The organism is Legionella busanensis (assembly GCF_900461525.1).
GTDB classification, from domain to species: Bacteria; Pseudomonadota; Gammaproteobacteria; order Legionellales; family Legionellaceae; genus Legionella_C; species Legionella_C busanensis.
Window position 1 is genome coordinate 1 of record NZ_UGOD01000007.1, and the last position, 15,645, is coordinate 15,645.

Here is a 15,645-nt window from a genome sequence, read left to right on the forward strand (position 1 = left end):
GCCAACCTGGCAAGAGGGGCTACCTGATACATTGAAATCCAAGGGTATTTCCTTGCCTGTCGGGCAAAGCCTACTACTGACCTTTACTTGAAGGCTCCTGATGTTGCAGAGTGCGACCAACAAGCTCTCATCGCGGAAATCACCAAGCTAACTTATAATGTTATTCGAGTAAGGCTATTAGCAGAAAATTTACAAGATTGGATACCTGGGCAATATTTAAACCTTATGAACCCTTATGGTCTATCTCGCAGTTATTCCATTGCTAATATGCCAACTTACGAAGGTTATATTGAAATTCATATCAAACTTAAGGACGATGGTGAGATGAGCCAATGGTTTCAGAAAGCAGCAGCTGTTAATACTATAGTCCAGATTCGAGGTCCCTTTGGAAAGTGCTTCTATATTAACCCTGACAAGGCATCTTTTGATATACTTTTAGTTGGAACGGGGACCGGGCTTGCGCCTTTATTAGCTATCGCTAAAAGCGCTTTAAGTGAGCAACATAATGGCAAGATTACTTTAATTCATGGTGGCTGTCAGGACGATGATATTTATTACGCCGAGGAATTAGAAACATTAGCATCGTGGTACCCAAATTTTGTATATATACCCTGTGTGTTGAAAACGAGTGGACGCTATCTAGAAGCTAATGTTCTTGATAAAACGCAGTATACGTTGACTAATCTCAAAAATATCCACGTTTATATTTGTGGACCAAAAGAAATTACAAGTCAATTAAAAACAAACGTGTTTTTAGCAGGCGTTCCATCAGCAAGGATATACAGTGATTCCTTTTTTTAGCAGAAAAAACGATGTTTAAGTGTTGTAAAAACAGTCTATGTTGCATATAAATTAAATAATAGGGCAATTAAAGAAGGTTTTAATGGATATATTTGAGCTAATCATGCAAAGACGCGCCGTAAGACAATATTCTGAGAAGGCGCTTAATAAAGAAGACATTGAAACTATTCTTAAAGCAGGCCAATATGCACCTAGCCCTTTAAATTCACAGCCCTGGCATTTTACGCTAATAAAAAACAAAGACAGCCTGAAAGTATTGGCTGCAAAAGCGCACCATGCTTCATTTCTTTCACAAGCACAACTTTTAATTATTGTCACAGTAGATACAAAAATTGATATCGATAATTGGTTAAAACAACATAACCAGCATCTTTACAGTGGTGCGGCTGCCATGCAAAACATGTGGTTAGCAGCATGTGCACTTAGTATTGGCTGTTGCTGGGTTACGCTGGATGAAGCGTTCACCAAAGAGCAAATAGCAATCCCTGAAGAACAAACTATTATCGGAGGGCTAGCGTTAGGGCATCATAAAGAGCCGATCAAGGCACACACTAAACAAGACAGAAAATCGTTACCCTTATTAGTTTCCCTGGAAAAATTCAATTCTAAGGAAAACCATTGTGAAAAAGAAAGTTGCTTTACTTGTCTTAAGCTTATTCCAAAATCAGCAGCTAATTCTTTTGAAGGTGATGATTATGTGAGGTATTTTTTGCGGTGAAAATGTTATCAAGCTTGGAAGGAACAAACTCAGAACTGGCTAAACCATGACAGATGACTACGAAGATTCGCCTATGAAATTATCAGGCCGTGTTAGGGTGAAATGGGGAATAAATCAGGATACATGCGCAAATGATTTATTTCATTTTAAAAATAAGCTAAAACCATTACTTGTATTAGTTCCGATTTAATCTGACCTCTCGCTTGCAAGGCTGAGATTTTCCGGTTTTGATAGAAGTGCAAACTTTAAATCAAAACAAAAGGAAAATTTTCATAATAATAGTAACGTTAAAATTATTAAACATAAAGTTGGATTATTAATAAGGACGAAGATTAGTTTTGTATTGGTTCTAAGTTAAAGGTAATTCTGCAATATATAAGGGTGCGTGCGCGTGTGGTTGTTCCGGTGTGACAGGGCGTGCCTCGATTTGGGTGCCATGACGACATTATGTGAAATAAGAATAAGGTCTTTATCAATCTAAAAATTGCAACTTGAAGAGCAGAAAAAAATTGACAATCAACTACGTGTTTCTCAAAGATGAAGAAGCTTGCTGCCTCTTTGAAAGGCTTACGGACATCTTAGAATTCCCACCCTCAATTGATTCATCGACGTACAAGGTATTTTGGCCACAAGAGTCTCCCACGTTTCGGCAAATTGCCCTAAAAGGGCAAGTGCATGCCTCCTTATAATAAATTTATGGCTGCAAAAACTCTCTTTGGCTAGCGCTACAAACTTCATTATTTAAAATTAAAACTAATTAGCAATAGGGTTAATATAGCTGTTATTTTCATCCCTAATTTAAACTAGCTATTTAAATTATTAAAAGTTAGCCATGATATTGTTTTACTTAAAATTAACTATCTCATCATTTGTGACAAAATGCAGACATCGATGGCATGCTTACGAAATTAAGGGCTGTCAGCCCCTATTAATGAATAAAAGAGCATGATTAAGCAAATAACTCACGACATTTAACAAAGAGATTAGGTAAGTTAAATGATTTAAGACGTAAACTCAGGAGAACAAGTCACGAGTTTCGCAGTTTGAAATAAATAGATTAGAATTAGCGGCATAATTTTAATTTAGAAGTTGTGTCAGGATGTCGCGTTATCGATGTACAAAAGAATTGTATAAAGCATTTTTACAAGCAAGCAGTATGCGTTATTCAGGTTTAGCGCTATCAGAAGTAAGTCCTATAGCTTTATCCCATGATAGTATTAGCCGTTGGTTAGCTGATAAAAAATTCCGTCCTCGAGAAATATGGTCACTAGCAAGTCATTATGTACGTGCATCAGAACCTTGTCTATTGATAGCAGATGATACAGTTTTATCCAAGATACACAGTAAAAAAATAGAACTTGTAAATTATCAGTATTCTGGCAATGCCCATGATGTGATTGCAGGAATTGGTCTTATCAATATGCTGTGGCATGGTTTGGATAGTCAAGAATCCGTGCCAATTGATTATCGTATCTATGATAAAGATACGGATGGAAAAACAAAAAACACCCATTTTTGCGACATGTTAAAACTCGCTAAATCACGAGGACTCACTCCCACAGCAGTCGTCATGGATGCTTGGTATTCAAGTTTAGATAACTTGAAATCCATCCGCTCACATGGGTGGATTTGGGTTACACCATTAAGAAAAAACCGAATAGTAAATCGTCATGCTCGATTAGAAACATTAGAAATTCCCGAAGAAGGACTTTCGGTTCATTTACGTGGATATGGTTGGATTTTTGTATTCAAGTTCGTGGCAAAAAATGGCCGCATTGATTACGTGGCGACAAACATGGAAAATCCAACACGTGAGCAAGTAAAACACATCATGGATGCACGTTGGTCGGTCGAAGTTTATCATCGAGAAGTCAAACAAACATGTGGAATTGAGCGTTGTCAGGCACGCACAGGCCGAGCGCAGAGAAACCATATCTTTCTTGCCATTGCTGCTTGGTTTGAGCAACATAAATTACGTATTACTCAAAAAACTACTCTTTATCAACAAAACTGGCATGTAATCAAAAATGCTATTCAGGAGCAGATCAAATTCTTAATGTTTCAACCTACATGAGCCAAGTGCGAAACTCGTGAACTAGCTGACTTTTTTTATCGCTTGGAATATTAGACGTTACCTTATAATTTTTCCTGTGATAATCCAATTTTCAATAAAAAAGGTGCGGTTTATCAGACAACTTCAAATGAGTCAATTATTTTATCAGACATATTAATACCAGATCATTTTAACTAATTAAAATTGACAGCTATTAAATCATTAATAAGGATGAGAGACTATTTTTATGCCGAATTGCCTCAACTTTCTTGCCAAACGCTATCAACGAAGTACATAAATTGCATTTATTGCTATTGCCGAAGGAGGGAAGCAAAAATTAAGTATCCAATTATATATAAAAATAAAGCGTTGGCGTTACTGGGCTTTTATCAGTAAAATTGCTTTCGAAACTTATTTTCTTGAGTTAAAGTTGCAAGTCTAAATTTTGTTTATGCGGTGACACTTGAGCATATTCTCCTCTCCTTTTTAACCTTTTTACTCGTAAAGTCTGAAGATTTTATTTAAAACGTACGTTGATTAATACACAGAGTTTATGAACTGAATTAAACGATAAATTTAAGAAATTTAATATCTGATTGATGCGTTCACAAACCCATCATTTTAAGGCAATACATGCAGTTAATGTTAGAATAATTATTAGCGATATTAAACTAGATAAAATTTATTATAAGTTTCTGAAACAGTTATTATTTAAGATTAGAATAATAAATTAAGGCTCTAACATTAAGAGTCAAACCTTATAATTAATGTTATTTTGATTTAAATAAATAGTTGGTATTAAATTTAATTTAATTGTTCTTATTTTATGCTAATTATGGGTGCTAAGTTAACTCATTCCCAGTTAGTAGAATTAGGTCAGTATTTAGGTTACCCGCTTTCCACTGGAATATGTCGCGGATTTTCTATGATGCTTTGCCAAGCTTGGCTTGTAGAAGAGAGCTATAAGTTCTTCTATCGCCTAAAAGTGTATTGAGAGTTATGACAATGACTTTGAAAAATTAAAATATGATATTGAGCAAATACGTTTACACACAAAAAACTATGGTTTCTTTAATTACCCGGAAGAAACAGAAATATTTTTAGAAATCCCAGCCTTTTATGAGGGTATTCAACTCTATTTAAATCCCGCTAGGTATTTTGAGTTATTTTCACAATATTTAAACCAAGAAAATTTGGAAGATATTTATTCAATTGTATATCCTAATAAACTGTCACAGGAAAAATTGGTTGTTAGTTTGGAAACTACATGCCTTTACTCAATCTGAGCTAACTGACTATTTCAAAGACTTAGAGAAGATAATGGATGAGGCGCAGGTTGTTGCACCTATTTTACTGTCATCCAGTAATCATGCAGTATGCTTTTACTATGATAAGAATATTCGAAAATGGGTATATGTTGATATTAATGATTTTGCTCGTTTCCCGAATCTTATGTCTTATACTCGTGAGTTAGATAGTAAACTCATTAGCTAAGAGTATTTTTTCTTCACTTTCGTCTGATGAGGCAGACTATGTGGCTTTTAATATTCAAGTGATTACAAAAGCCAGTCAAGAAGAGTCTATTAAAATTGCTCTAACTGAGTTAGAAAAAAAATATCCTTTCGAGTACAACCATGCAAACCGATTTGATGCTTATCAAGTAGGCTTATTTTATCTAGCTTGCCAAAACAACCAATTTAATTTAGTACGAAGCTTACTTAAGCAGGAAAATATTGATATTAACAAAACAAGTGTTCAAGGTATTACTCCCTTATTCCTGGCATGCGAGTATGGACATACTACTATTGTTTCTGAATTACTTAAGCACCAAAAAATCGATATTAACAAGGCAACCAATGAAGGAGCTACGCCACTTTATATTGCCTGCCAAAATGGCCATTTTGATATTGTCTGTGAGCTGTTAGAACAAAAAAATATAGAAATTAATAAATTTACTAAATATGGAGCGACGCCACTGTTCGCAGCCTGCCGTAATGGGCATATGGCTATTGTCTGTAAGTTACTTGAACAAAAAAATATTGATTTTAATAAAGAAGATAATGATGGATCAACCCCGTTGTTTATCGCTTGTCAACTAGGTTATATTGATATTGTCCAAAAGTTACTTAAACTAAAAGAGATTGATGTTAATAAACCGGATATTTATGGGGCAACACCACTTTATATAGCCTGCGAGCAGGGACATATGAATATAGTTCAAGCATTGCTTGAGCAAAAAAATATTAATATTAACCAAGCATATAATGGCGCAACACCCCTTTGGACGGCCTGCCAAAAGGGGCATACTGATATTGTTTATAGGCTGCTTGCTCAAAAGGGAATTGAAATTAATACTGAAACTAAACCTGGGGTTACTCCATTTTATATCGCTTGCCAGAATGGATTTACAAGTATTGTATGTAAACTGCTAGAGCAGAAAATTATTGATATTAATAAAATTAATTATAATGGTTTTACACCACTTTACATTGCCTATATAAATGGTCATATTGATATTGTTTTCGAGTTACTTAAGCAGGAAAACATCAATATTAATGAGCAGTATGACAATGGTGCTACATTGCTTTTCAATGCTTGTAAAAATGGACATACGGATATAGTTCAAGCATTGCTTAAGCAAAAAAATATTGAAATGAACATAGCAACTAATGACAACACAACCCCCCTTTTTATAGCTTGCGAAAATGGCTATATTGACATTATTAATGAGTTACTAAAACAAACCTATATTGATGTTAATAAAGCAACTAGTGACGGTGTTACTCCACTTTCTGTAGCCTGTGAAGGAGGATTTACCGAGGCCGTTCTTAGTTTACTTCAGCACAAAAATATTGCTATTAACCAAACAGATGAAGATGGTGCAACGCCACTTTTAGTCGCATGTCAAAATGGTCATATCGATATTGTCCGAGTTCTTATACAGCAGGAAAAGATTGATATAAGTAGGCCAGATAATCATGGCAGAACGCCTCTTAGTGTTGCTTGTGAAAATGCAGATTACGAGATGGCTATACTATTAATAAGTGCAGGTCATCCAATAGATAACATTAATCAACAATACATGCCGTTGCTCAAGGCTCATTGGCCGTCTCTTACGCAGAGCAATCATGAGCTCTTAGGAGGTAAACGAAGAGGGCCAGATTACCCTGATGAGCAACCAAAAAAGATTTATAAAACTAATTTAGAATTATCTCAAAATAGCTTCTTTTCAAGTCACATTGAACAAGATTCTCAAATAAATATGCAGAAATCTTCTGATAAAGCCCTTAAGCGTGATAATTAATTAATATTGCATTATTAATTTAATCTATCTTTATTAAGCTAAATAATATTTGGATTTAATAAATTACTTAAGTTATCTATATACTCTATCTAAATTAAGTAACTTATTTTTCTCATAGAAATATCGTATTCTAACCTTAATGCAATTAACTAATTTCTATATTGCTTACTAAGCATTTAGACGTATGTTAAATTATTGGCGCCTAGTTAATTTAATAATAGTTATAACCTAACTATAAAAATAATATTTTGTCGATAACAGCTGGTTTATTTAAATGACTTTCTTATTCCGTTTTACTACTATCTTAATGCTTTCATTCTCTGTATTGGCATTACCTTCTAAAACATTTACTCAAGCTAAAAAAAAGCCAGAATTGTTTTTGCCCTCCAACGTGAAACCTTATACTGTCACTGCAAATTTGATGCACGTTTAAGGGTTGATTTGGCAAGCTGCAATATTGCAGTCAGCATTCGGCATTCGCCGCGCGCATGTAGTAGAATGGGAGCATATGATGCCTGCTGAAAACTTCGGTAACCATTTTGCTTGTTGGCGAGAGCCTCTTTGCATTAAGTAAAATGGAAAAAGATATAAAGGCAGAAAATGCTGCGAAAAAATTGATAATCAATTTAGACAAGCTGAAGGTGAGCTTTACAATTTATGGCCAGCTGTAGGCCTTGTAAATAGTGCTCGCTCTAATTTTCGCTACAGTATGTTAGAAAATCATACTTCCTTTTACGGTTGCCCTATTACCATCGATAAAAAATCAAGACGGGTTGAGCCTGCAGATTTTGCAAAAGGAATCGTCGCACGTGCTAACCTTTTTATGGCCTATTAAATACGGTATTGATCTAAGTGAGGCACAACGAAATCTTTTTATTGCCTGGGATAAAGAATTTCCACCCAATGCGAATGAAAAATGGTGGGCAGAAGCGGTTGCTAAAATAGAAGGCTACCCTAATCCGTATATTATAAATCATGAATTAAAAAACAGTTGCTCTTTATCAAAATAAATTTGTTATCCATATATCCACACGGAGCGTAACAACCTGCCGACTAGTGAAGCTATAGTGTGGGTATGTGGGGTGTGCGACAAGAAGTCGCTAGTAAGAGTTGTTTCATTAAGAAACGAGCTGTACTGCCAGCTGAACTAGGGATCTGAATAAAGAGCGATCCTGACAATGTAACAAAATACGTTTACGTGTGGGAAGCAAATCGTGAGAAGCGCTTCTTCCTGATAACCACAATCGGGTAAGTGCTAGGTAGCAGGTATGGTGAAGAAAACTGAACTTGTGATAAAGGTCGTCAACCCAAACAGGCGCAAGTGGTTGTCTCGCCTGAGCCAAGCGGCAATGAGGGCTGGTTAGTTGCTATCCACTACAACTACGCAGTCAAACAGCCTCCGGCCAATAACAAGCACCTAACCCTGCACATACTCTTTCTAGCGGAACTTGGGAACCTCGTATAGCTCCTGTTAAAACAGGTAAGTACTTTGCGAAAAGTGATGAAGGTTATGCGAGATTGGGAGGTTGGAAAAAGCGAATGTCTAGTGGTAATAGCTAGAATACAGGTTTAAACGTTACCTGACGCGAAAGCGAGCCTACGTCCAACTGGTCTCTTATTGCAAGAGAATTTGTAGAATCGCTTAATGAGGAAAAGCAAATGACGGATGTAACACTAACCGGTGCATCTTCAGCAAAGCAACTTGATTGGGCTGCCATTAATTGGAAGATAATTGAGTGCAATGTCAAACGACTGCAAATGCGTATTGCAAAGGCAACGCGAGAAGGAAGACCAGGACAAGTCAAAGCCCTGCAATGGTTATTAACTCATTCAAAATCAGCTAAACTATTAGCTGTAAAACGAGTGACAACTAACCGTGGCGCCAAAACGCCTGGTACTGATCGTGTGGTTTGGCGAATTCTAAACAAAAATACAAAGCAGCGATGCAGCTCAAACGTAAAAGCTATCAAGCACAACCGTTACGAAGAGTGTATATCCCCAAGCGCAATGGCAAGCAGCGACCCTTAGGTATTCCTACCATGCAAGATAGAGCGATGCAAGCTTTATATACGATGGCGTTGGAACCTGTCGCTGAAACTACAGGTGATAAGCATTCTTATGGTTTTCGTAGAATGCGCTCAACTGCAGATGCCGTTCGCCAATGCTTCAATGTGTTAGCTCCCAAAGGAGCCGCTCAATGGGTATTAGAGGCGGATATTAAAAGCTGTTTTGATCATATCAGCCATGAATGGATTACCCAGAAATATCCCTTTAGATAAAAGGGTTTTGCAAGAATGGTTGAAATCAGGATATGTCGAGCAAAAGAAATGGTTTAACACGGATGCGGGAACACCACAAGGTGGAATTATCTCACCTATGTTAGCAAACATGGTATTAGATGGATTAGAACGGGCAATTAAAGCAGGTACTAAAAAGTCTGATAAAGTGAACTTGGTGAGATATGCTGATGATTTTATATATTTCGGGCGCATCAGAAAAAGTGCTCATGAAAGTCAAGTCAGAAGTACAAACATTTCTAGCAGCGCATGGTCTGACCCTATCGGAAGAGAAAACTAAGATCACGGCTATCAGCAATGGATTTAATTTCCTCGGTTTTAATGTGAGACGGTATAACAATAGTAAAACCCTTGTTAAACCTTCCAAAGAAAGTATCAAAGACTTTTTGAATAAAATCCGAGCGTTGATAAAATCCAAGCCTTCTGTCAAAGCATCAGTATTAATTAGTCAGCTCAATCCTGTTATTAGTGGATGGGCAAACTACTATAAGCACTGTGTTGCGCAAAAGGCTTTTGCTTATGTTGACTCGCACATATTCAGGTCATTATGGCGATGGGCTAAGAAGAGACATCCTAACAAATCTGCAAATTGGGTGAGAGAAAAGTATTTTCGTACACGCAATCAAAGACAGTGGGTGTTCTCAACTACAACCATTACTAGGTCAGGGGTTAAAGAATGGCAAGATATCTTTATTGCCAGTTCAGTTCCCATCAGGCGACATATTAAAAATTCGCACTGATGTTAATCTCTTTGACTCAAAAGATGCCGATTATTTTACCTCAAGAATGCTGAGGTATAAAGCAATCACGTATTGTTGTTTAAACCAAACTTGCCGGGTTATATTAGATGTAGCTTTAAAGAGGCTTGAGCCGTATGCGGGGAAACTTGCAAGTACGGTTCTTAGGAGAGCGGTTATCAGTAATGGTAATCGCTTATCCGACAATAACCCCCCTTTTTCTTTTAACTTGGCCTTCCACCATGGTCCATAAAGCAAAGCATTTATCCTTGGAGGTAAGAAAATATTTTTATTGGTCTGATGTTTTCTTGTTTTAACTTGTTTAACAATTAAAATTTATCGTGGTAATTTGTTCTGCAATTTCTTTACATGATATTGATTATTCTGTTAAATTTGTCATAAATAATTTGTTAATATTTTACCCATAAACCGCAGTTCAACAATTCCTGCTTTTCTTCTTAATTAATCTGACGCTTTTCTTTCAATATTAGGCTTAAGACACTAAATGTAACTTCTATTTAGGTAAATTAATTTAGGTATAATGGTATTCACACTAAAAAATATTTTACCATTGCTTGATGGTTAATCTTTTAGCTTAAAATTTGTATAACATGTATTTTATATTAAAATAAATACATGTAGATAATTATTTATGCTTTTATGAATGAACTCGATAAAACTGAACGTCTGCAGATTATAAAACTTGAAAATAACCCCTTAGCAAAAGAAGTAGCGAAATTAGCTGAGCAAATAGCTTTAACAAAGATAATTTAAGTGTTTCTAGTCGTTATGATGTTGAAGGTATAGTATGGCCTTTAGATGTCATGAAAACGGTGCTAGAGCGAAAAGCAAGGCAACGGCATGAGAAGGGACAACTGATTCCGTTTAATTATTTTGTAGCAGAATATAAACCACCTGAAGATTCAAGCGATTATTCCCTCGAAAGCCATCCTGAGCTCAATCAGCTTATTAATTTTTTAGTAGCTAATCATGCCAAATTGCCTATTGGTTTACGTTTTCAAATAGCCATACTTATAGATGGCCACTGGACGTGTATAGATAATATTATTACTGAAAAGGGTATATCTGCGTTTAACTTAGATTCAGTGATGGATAGGCGAGCAAGACATTTTTTCCAAGTATATTTAACTAATCTTCAATTAAATAATATTTTAGATTCGGGCTATATTTACAACATCAATGTTCCTTCTGATGGCCCTTTTGCTGAGACTCCCAAGGAAAAGGTAGCTAATATGATTCAACAAGATTGGGTTAGTTGCGGTATTTTCGTTGTTGACCATCTTTCTTTTCTATCAAGAACGAATGTTTTTAAGCACTTAAAGAAAGCATTTGGTGAGGGGCAATATCAAGAATTTGCCAGAGCAGATATACCCCCTGCTTTATCACCTATCTTTAGGTTAGCCCAAGGTGAAGAACTCTTTGAAAAACTAAGTAAACGGCAAAAGCAAACAATTGCGACGAAAAAGGATAAAACAAAGTTAGGTGAGCTAGATGGAGTTGCTTATAGTGCTAAAAATAAAGGCAAAAGGTTGTTGGAAGATGCTCACGCATATATTGAAAAGCCAACAGCCTATCAAGAAATTTTTGGCCATAATTTATTGCAGCAGTTAGAAGGATATGTCAAACATTATTCAAAACCCGTTAATGATTTAATAGCATATATTCATAATGCGTTACCTCAGTGTGAGGGTCTAATAGATGAAGAAGCTATTAAATTTATGCAGCAATTACATAATATAATACTTAAAGACGATATAGATATTAAGAAAATCATAGAAATATTAGAGATAAGCATTGAAAATTTAGGAAAATTAAATGATGTTTCAGCTTATCGCATATTAGCAGGTGTTATTAGCTATGCTGCATTAAACATAATCGATAACCAAGAATTATTTGAATTTTATAAAACCCTCGAAAAACGTTCTATTTTTGATAGATTAAGCAATCATACTAATTCCTTTTTTAGTAAGCCTACCCCTTTTACTCCCTCTCTTATCAGTCATATTGAAAATGGAATTAAAAGTCAATTACTTTATAATGCTACGGCTGATTTAAGCAAGAGTAGTACTAGGCAGTTGGATTACCTAAATGATAATTCAGTTACTCAATTTATAAATAAGCCTCGTACCTTCGATACATCAGAGACTACAAGCAAGAAATTACTTGCTCAATTAAATACTCTAAGAGATAGTCAGGATAAAAAACAACTAGACACTTTAAGCCGAAAGTTAGAGGCTAAACGAGCAACCGTGTTTGATGAATTTAATTTTAAAATAAAGCCTACGCATTCATCATCCTCGGCGACCTTTACTTAATAGTTAGGTTATAGCTGGTTTAATCTAAATTTCAATGTAAGAAAACTTTTGAAAGAGTGAGGTTGCATCTTCTATTAGAAATACAGGATCATTGGAAAATAGTAATTGGCTACTTATTCTTAGGCAAAGTTTTTACTAAATTAATCATAAATATGCATTTAGCGCTAGTGCCATTAATCTTAATTCACAGAGCTGCCCAAACCATTCACCTTGTTTAAATCAATTTTAGTAACAAAAGGTCTTCGGTTCTTGTTGGTGCTTAATAAAAAAATTACTCTGCTCCATTAAAATTTTACTAAGATAAGGTCATACTTTTAAAGTAAACTAACCCGCACTGAGATTCTTCAAGCGTTTTACTAGTCGCCATGATAGCTAAGCTTTGGTTAGGTCAAGGGCTATGACAAAATTTCTTATTATAAAGAAGGCAAAATTTTCTTCAGGATACGAGCCAACTATAAATTCGTTGTCTATTTCTGATTGCTTAGAAAAATTTAATGTATCTTCATTCCAGTTTAAAATGGGAAGTCTTTTAACAGAATTTGCAAGCTCATTAGTTAGCTCTATCTCTAATAGGGCTGGAATTGAAACATCAAAAAAGTGAGCTAACTTTTGCAGAAGCGCCCTTCTTGGCTTTTTAGTTTTGCCGGATAAAAGATGGGTGTAGGGTCGGTTGAGGAATGTCAGACTCTTTGGAAAAGCGTTAAAATGTTTAGCCGCTGGTTCCTGATTAACGCATGTAAGTTTTTGGTTGGTGTATTACTCATTATCGAATCATTTTTAAGTGAGAACTCAAATTGCATTGATGGTCTTAATTATTAAAGTTTGTAGTCTCATGAAATTAAACCAGACGACCTTTTTCTAAAACAAAAGTCTTGTTAACCATTTTCCTAAGTTGTCTTCCCGCTGATACACCATTTTAAAACCTAGGGTTTGCCAAAATTTAAACGCTCGTTCATTCTGCTCTTGTACAACACAGCGCATTTTATTGGGTGAAATAGCTTGTTCAAGTACATGGAAAAATTGGGCACCTAAGCCTTGGCGTTGATAGCTTGGATGAATTAAAAGATAACCAATTGTCCAAGTAGAATTTTGAGGATAATTAGCAATTAAATCAATAAGACCTAGCAAATGTTCCTTCTGATAGAATCCTAAGACGAACTTGTCTTGTTGAATGTCTTTAGTTGGGGGACAGGCGGTTAATATTCCTGCTGCTGAGCCTTTCTTGCCTTCACATAATTGAAAAAAGTCATTAAACAAATCAATAAAGGCTTGTAACTCTTGCAATGAATTTTGAGTTAAGAGCTTCACTTCAAAGTCATTCATGCGTGACGGACAAAAAATGGTGTGCAATGATTTCTCCTACCAACATCCAGGAACTGTGCCAATAGGTGAGTTTTTTAGATTATGGTCACACTCTTTAGGCTCTCCACAAGAGCGACCTTCATTTGAAGAAGTAATCCAATCATAACGCGCCTGCAAATTAAGGTCTGTATACTCCTCCCGCAAATTATCTGGAAAGCTCTTTTCAACAGGCTCTAAGCAATAACAGAGCATTTCTTTAAACTCACCAAAGGCTTGCGAGCCAAATAATTGTTTCTTTCCTAAGTACACGAGATAATGATAAATGGCTAAAGTCATAAGGTGTTCTGAGTGATATCACCCAGTTCCACTGCGCGTTTTGTCCAGAGGAACGCTTGATAATAATGGTCAGGAATATCGCCATGTTGGTACACTAGGGCAGCAGCTGCAAAATCGGAAGCGGATTGCAAACAACCTTCAGCAAAGATAGCACCGATTCGTTGCCTTCGCTCTAAATCATGTTGCAATAATACTTCAAATTCTACCTCAGTTTTTCTTTCAAAGTTTTCGCGCTCTTCTTGTTCAGCTCGAACGATGGCTTGTAATTCAGTGGAGTGTTCTTTTTGAATTTCGGGTTTGTATAAGCACGTATCTAGCGAAATATTGTTTGCTCTTATTTCTAAAGCAAATAGTGTATGAGAGGTGCAAGCCAAAACAACAAAAAATAAACTTCTTATACAAGAGTGCATTCTTAAAAACTCATAAAAGCCAGTTAAATGAAGTTAAAAATAAACTATTTATAAGGCGCCATGATATCGGTAAAGAATAAGGAAAGCGATAAGCGTTTATAGATTATACATTTACAAAAAACAACGTTATGCCTACACTCAATAGACGTGTTCATTTTAAAGAGCGGCTATGGACGCCCTAATAACAATAAAAAAGAATAAAGAACCTTTAACGAAAGCTACTATTATTGCTAAGTTTGATACTACAAGCGCAACATCGGCTCAGCGTTTCCCGCTTTATGGGAGTAAAGTTGCTGCTGGTTTCCCTTCACCTGCTGATGATTATCTCGAACTAACGCTCGATTTAAATGAGTATTTAATCAAACATCCTTCTGCTACCTTTATGGTGCGAGCGCAAGGTGATTCAATGCGTGATGCCGGTATCCATAACGGCGATTTACTCATTGTTGACCGAAGTGTTGAGGCAACCCATGATAAAATTGTGATTGCGGCTATCAATGGTGAATTAACCGTTAAACGTTTATTTCGAAAGATGGCTTGGGTTCGCTTAATACCTGCTAATAAGACTTACTCACCGATTGACATCACTGAAGAGGTAGATCTCGTTATTTGGGGTGTCGTTACCCATATTATTCATCAGGCCTTATAACCATGTTTGCCTTAATTGACTGCAATAACTTTTATGCCTCTTGTGAGCGTCTCTTTCGACCTGACTTAAGAACGAAGCCTGTTGTTATTTTATCAAATAATGATGGCTGTGTTGTCGCACGCTCTAATGAAGCAAAAGCTTTAGGCATTAAAATGGGTGAGCCTTATTTTAAAGTAAAAGAATTATGTGTTTATATGACGTCACGATTTTTTCGTCGAATTATACTTTGTATGGGGATTTATCAGCACGCGTTATGCGTGTCATCGAAGAGTCATGGAATAATGTTGAAATTTATTCCATTGATGAAGCTTTTCTTGATTTATCGACGCTTCCAAAAAAAGACATTAATGCTTTTTGCCTAACCCTTCAGAAGAAGATTTTACAATATACCGGTATCCCAACATCCATAGGTATAGGTCATACTAAAACGTTAGCAAAAGTGGCTAACTTTGTTGCTAAGAAAAAATTAAACGTGCCTGTTTTTAACATTATAGGCCTTGAAACAGAATGGTTAGATAAAATAGAGGTCGGCGATATTTGGGGTATAGGAAGACAGTGGCAAAGAAAATTAAAGGGATTTGGTATAATAACAGCTAATCAGTTAGCAAGCCAAAATCCGCATTGGATTAAATCGCAATTCAATGTTGTCTTACAACGCACTGTCATGGAGCTTCAGGGTATTTCATGTCTTTCTCTTGAGAC

Annotated in this window: 16 protein-coding genes and 1 pseudogene; 14 read left to right on the top strand and 3 right to left on the bottom strand. The window is 35.9% G+C overall.

What is annotated here, in order from left to right; translation table 11 throughout:
* The first annotated feature begins 87 nt into the window (after positions 1 to 87).
* The 12 genes from DYH30_RS17365 to DYH30_RS17410 all read left to right on the top strand — a co-directional run bounded on the left by DYH30_RS17365 (position 88) and on the right by DYH30_RS17410 (position 12,246).
* Positions 88 to 801 carry an FAD-binding oxidoreductase gene (locus DYH30_RS17365; protein ID WP_160116253.1) on the top strand — a complete coding sequence of 238 codons (714 nt, stop codon included), beginning with the start codon at positions 88 to 90 and terminating at the stop codon, positions 799 to 801.
* Between the two features lie 82 nt (positions 802 to 883).
* Positions 884 to 1,519: a nitroreductase family protein gene (locus DYH30_RS17370; RefSeq protein ID WP_115333012.1), complete on the top strand. Its 636-nt coding sequence runs from the start codon at positions 884 to 886 to the stop codon at positions 1,517 to 1,519.
* A 1,099-nt stretch (positions 1,520 to 2,618) separates the two neighbouring features.
* Positions 2,619 to 3,593, top strand: coding sequence for an IS701 family transposase (locus DYH30_RS17375; protein WP_115332697.1), 975 nt, complete (start codon positions 2,619 to 2,621; stop codon positions 3,591 to 3,593).
* Between the two features lie 1,227 nt (positions 3,594 to 4,820).
* Positions 4,821 to 5,066, top strand: coding sequence for a hypothetical protein (locus tag DYH30_RS17380; protein WP_115333013.1), 246 nt, complete (start codon positions 4,821 to 4,823; stop codon positions 5,064 to 5,066).
* A gap of 40 nt (positions 5,067 to 5,106) precedes the next feature.
* Positions 5,107 to 6,876, top strand: coding sequence for an ankyrin repeat domain-containing protein (locus DYH30_RS17385; protein ID WP_115333014.1), 1,770 nt, complete (start codon positions 5,107 to 5,109; stop codon positions 6,874 to 6,876).
* A 613-nt stretch (positions 6,877 to 7,489) separates the two neighbouring features.
* Positions 7,490 to 7,711 (top strand): endonuclease, encoded by a 222-nt coding sequence (locus tag DYH30_RS18495; protein ID WP_244917918.1) that lies wholly within the window; start codon positions 7,490 to 7,492, stop codon positions 7,709 to 7,711.
* A complete protein-coding gene (locus DYH30_RS18500) occupies positions 7,686 to 7,886 on the top strand; it encodes a hypothetical protein (protein ID WP_244917916.1) in 201 nt (66 codons plus the stop codon). The genes DYH30_RS18495 and DYH30_RS18500 overlap by 26 nt, the downstream gene beginning before the upstream one ends.
* A gap of 649 nt (positions 7,887 to 8,535) precedes the next feature.
* Positions 8,536 to 8,904: a reverse transcriptase N-terminal domain-containing protein gene (locus DYH30_RS18505; protein WP_244917917.1), complete on the top strand. Its 369-nt coding sequence runs from the start codon at positions 8,536 to 8,538 to the stop codon at positions 8,902 to 8,904.
* Positions 8,905 to 8,915: 11 nt separating this feature from the next.
* On the top strand, positions 8,916 to 9,155 hold the full coding sequence (locus DYH30_RS18625) for a reverse transcriptase/maturase family protein (protein WP_280524224.1): 240 nt from the start codon (positions 8,916 to 8,918) through the stop codon (positions 9,153 to 9,155).
* A complete protein-coding gene (locus DYH30_RS18630) occupies positions 9,121 to 9,453 on the top strand; it encodes a reverse transcriptase domain-containing protein (RefSeq protein WP_218018925.1) in 333 nt (110 codons plus the stop codon). Before DYH30_RS18625 ends, DYH30_RS18630 begins: the two co-directional genes overlap by 35 nt.
* Complete coding sequence (locus DYH30_RS17400) at positions 9,383 to 9,913, top strand: group II intron maturase-specific domain-containing protein (protein WP_160116254.1); 531 nt, start codon at positions 9,383 to 9,385, stop codon at positions 9,911 to 9,913. Before DYH30_RS18630 ends, DYH30_RS17400 begins: the two co-directional genes overlap by 71 nt.
* 821 nt (positions 9,914 to 10,734) lie before the next feature.
* Positions 10,735 to 12,246, top strand: a complete 1,512-nt coding sequence (locus tag DYH30_RS17410; protein ID WP_115333017.1) for a hypothetical protein — start codon at positions 10,735 to 10,737, stop codon at positions 12,244 to 12,246.
* 858 nt (positions 12,247 to 13,104) lie between these two features.
* Here DYH30_RS17410 and DYH30_RS17415 read toward each other — a convergent pair.
* Genes DYH30_RS17415 through DYH30_RS17425 form a run of 3 tightly spaced genes read right to left on the bottom strand, consistent with a single transcriptional unit; the run spans position 13,105 to position 14,294 of the window.
* Positions 13,105 to 13,596: a GNAT family N-acetyltransferase gene (locus DYH30_RS17415; protein WP_147285965.1), complete on the bottom strand. Its 492-nt coding sequence runs from the start codon at positions 13,594 to 13,596 to the stop codon at positions 13,105 to 13,107.
* Between the two features lie 9 nt (positions 13,597 to 13,605).
* The gene (locus DYH30_RS17420) at positions 13,606 to 13,884 is read right to left on the bottom strand and encodes a hypothetical protein (RefSeq protein ID WP_115333019.1); all 279 of its coding nucleotides are present in this window, start codon (positions 13,882 to 13,884) and stop codon (positions 13,606 to 13,608) included.
* Complete coding sequence (locus DYH30_RS17425; protein ID WP_115333020.1) at positions 13,881 to 14,294, bottom strand: hypothetical protein; 414 nt, start codon at positions 14,292 to 14,294, stop codon at positions 13,881 to 13,883. Before DYH30_RS17425 ends, DYH30_RS17420 begins: the two co-directional genes overlap by 4 nt.
* A gap of 169 nt (positions 14,295 to 14,463) precedes the next feature.
* Between DYH30_RS17425 and DYH30_RS17430 the strand changes: the two genes are divergently transcribed.
* Positions 14,464 to 14,943: a LexA family protein gene (locus tag DYH30_RS17430; RefSeq protein ID WP_115333021.1), complete on the top strand. Its 480-nt coding sequence runs from the start codon at positions 14,464 to 14,466 to the stop codon at positions 14,941 to 14,943.
* 2 nt (positions 14,944 to 14,945) lie between these two features.
* Positions 14,946 to 15,645 (top strand): annotated as a pseudogene (locus tag DYH30_RS17435) (Y-family DNA polymerase); the annotation flags it as partial.

Excerpts from the sequence above, each read along its gene's own strand:
- DYH30_RS17370 (WP_115333012.1), top strand. The coding sequence starts at position 884 with ATGGATATATTTGAGCTAATCATGCAAAGACGCGCCGTAAGACAATAT.
- DYH30_RS17375 (WP_115332697.1), top strand. The coding sequence starts at position 2,619 with ATGTCGCGTTATCGATGTACAAAAGAATTGTATAAAGCATTTTTACAA.
- DYH30_RS18505 (WP_244917917.1), top strand. The coding sequence starts at position 8,536 with ATGACGGATGTAACACTAACCGGTGCATCTTCAGCAAAGCAACTTGAT.
- DYH30_RS18625 (WP_280524224.1), top strand. The coding sequence starts at position 8,916 with ATGCAAGATAGAGCGATGCAAGCTTTATATACGATGGCGTTGGAACCT.
- DYH30_RS18630 (WP_218018925.1), top strand. The coding sequence starts at position 9,121 with ATGAATGGATTACCCAGAAATATCCCTTTAGATAAAAGGGTTTTGCAA.
- DYH30_RS17400 (WP_160116254.1), top strand. The coding sequence starts at position 9,383 with ATGAAAGTCAAGTCAGAAGTACAAACATTTCTAGCAGCGCATGGTCTG.
- DYH30_RS17410 (WP_115333017.1), top strand. The coding sequence starts at position 10,735 with ATGAAAACGGTGCTAGAGCGAAAAGCAAGGCAACGGCATGAGAAGGGA.
- DYH30_RS17420 (WP_115333019.1), bottom strand. The coding sequence starts at position 13,884 with ATGACTTTAGCCATTTATCATTATCTCGTGTACTTAGGAAAGAAACAA.
- DYH30_RS17425 (WP_115333020.1), bottom strand. The coding sequence starts at position 14,294 with ATGCACTCTTGTATAAGAAGTTTATTTTTTGTTGTTTTGGCTTGCACC.
- DYH30_RS17430 (WP_115333021.1), top strand. The coding sequence starts at position 14,464 with ATGGACGCCCTAATAACAATAAAAAAGAATAAAGAACCTTTAACGAAA.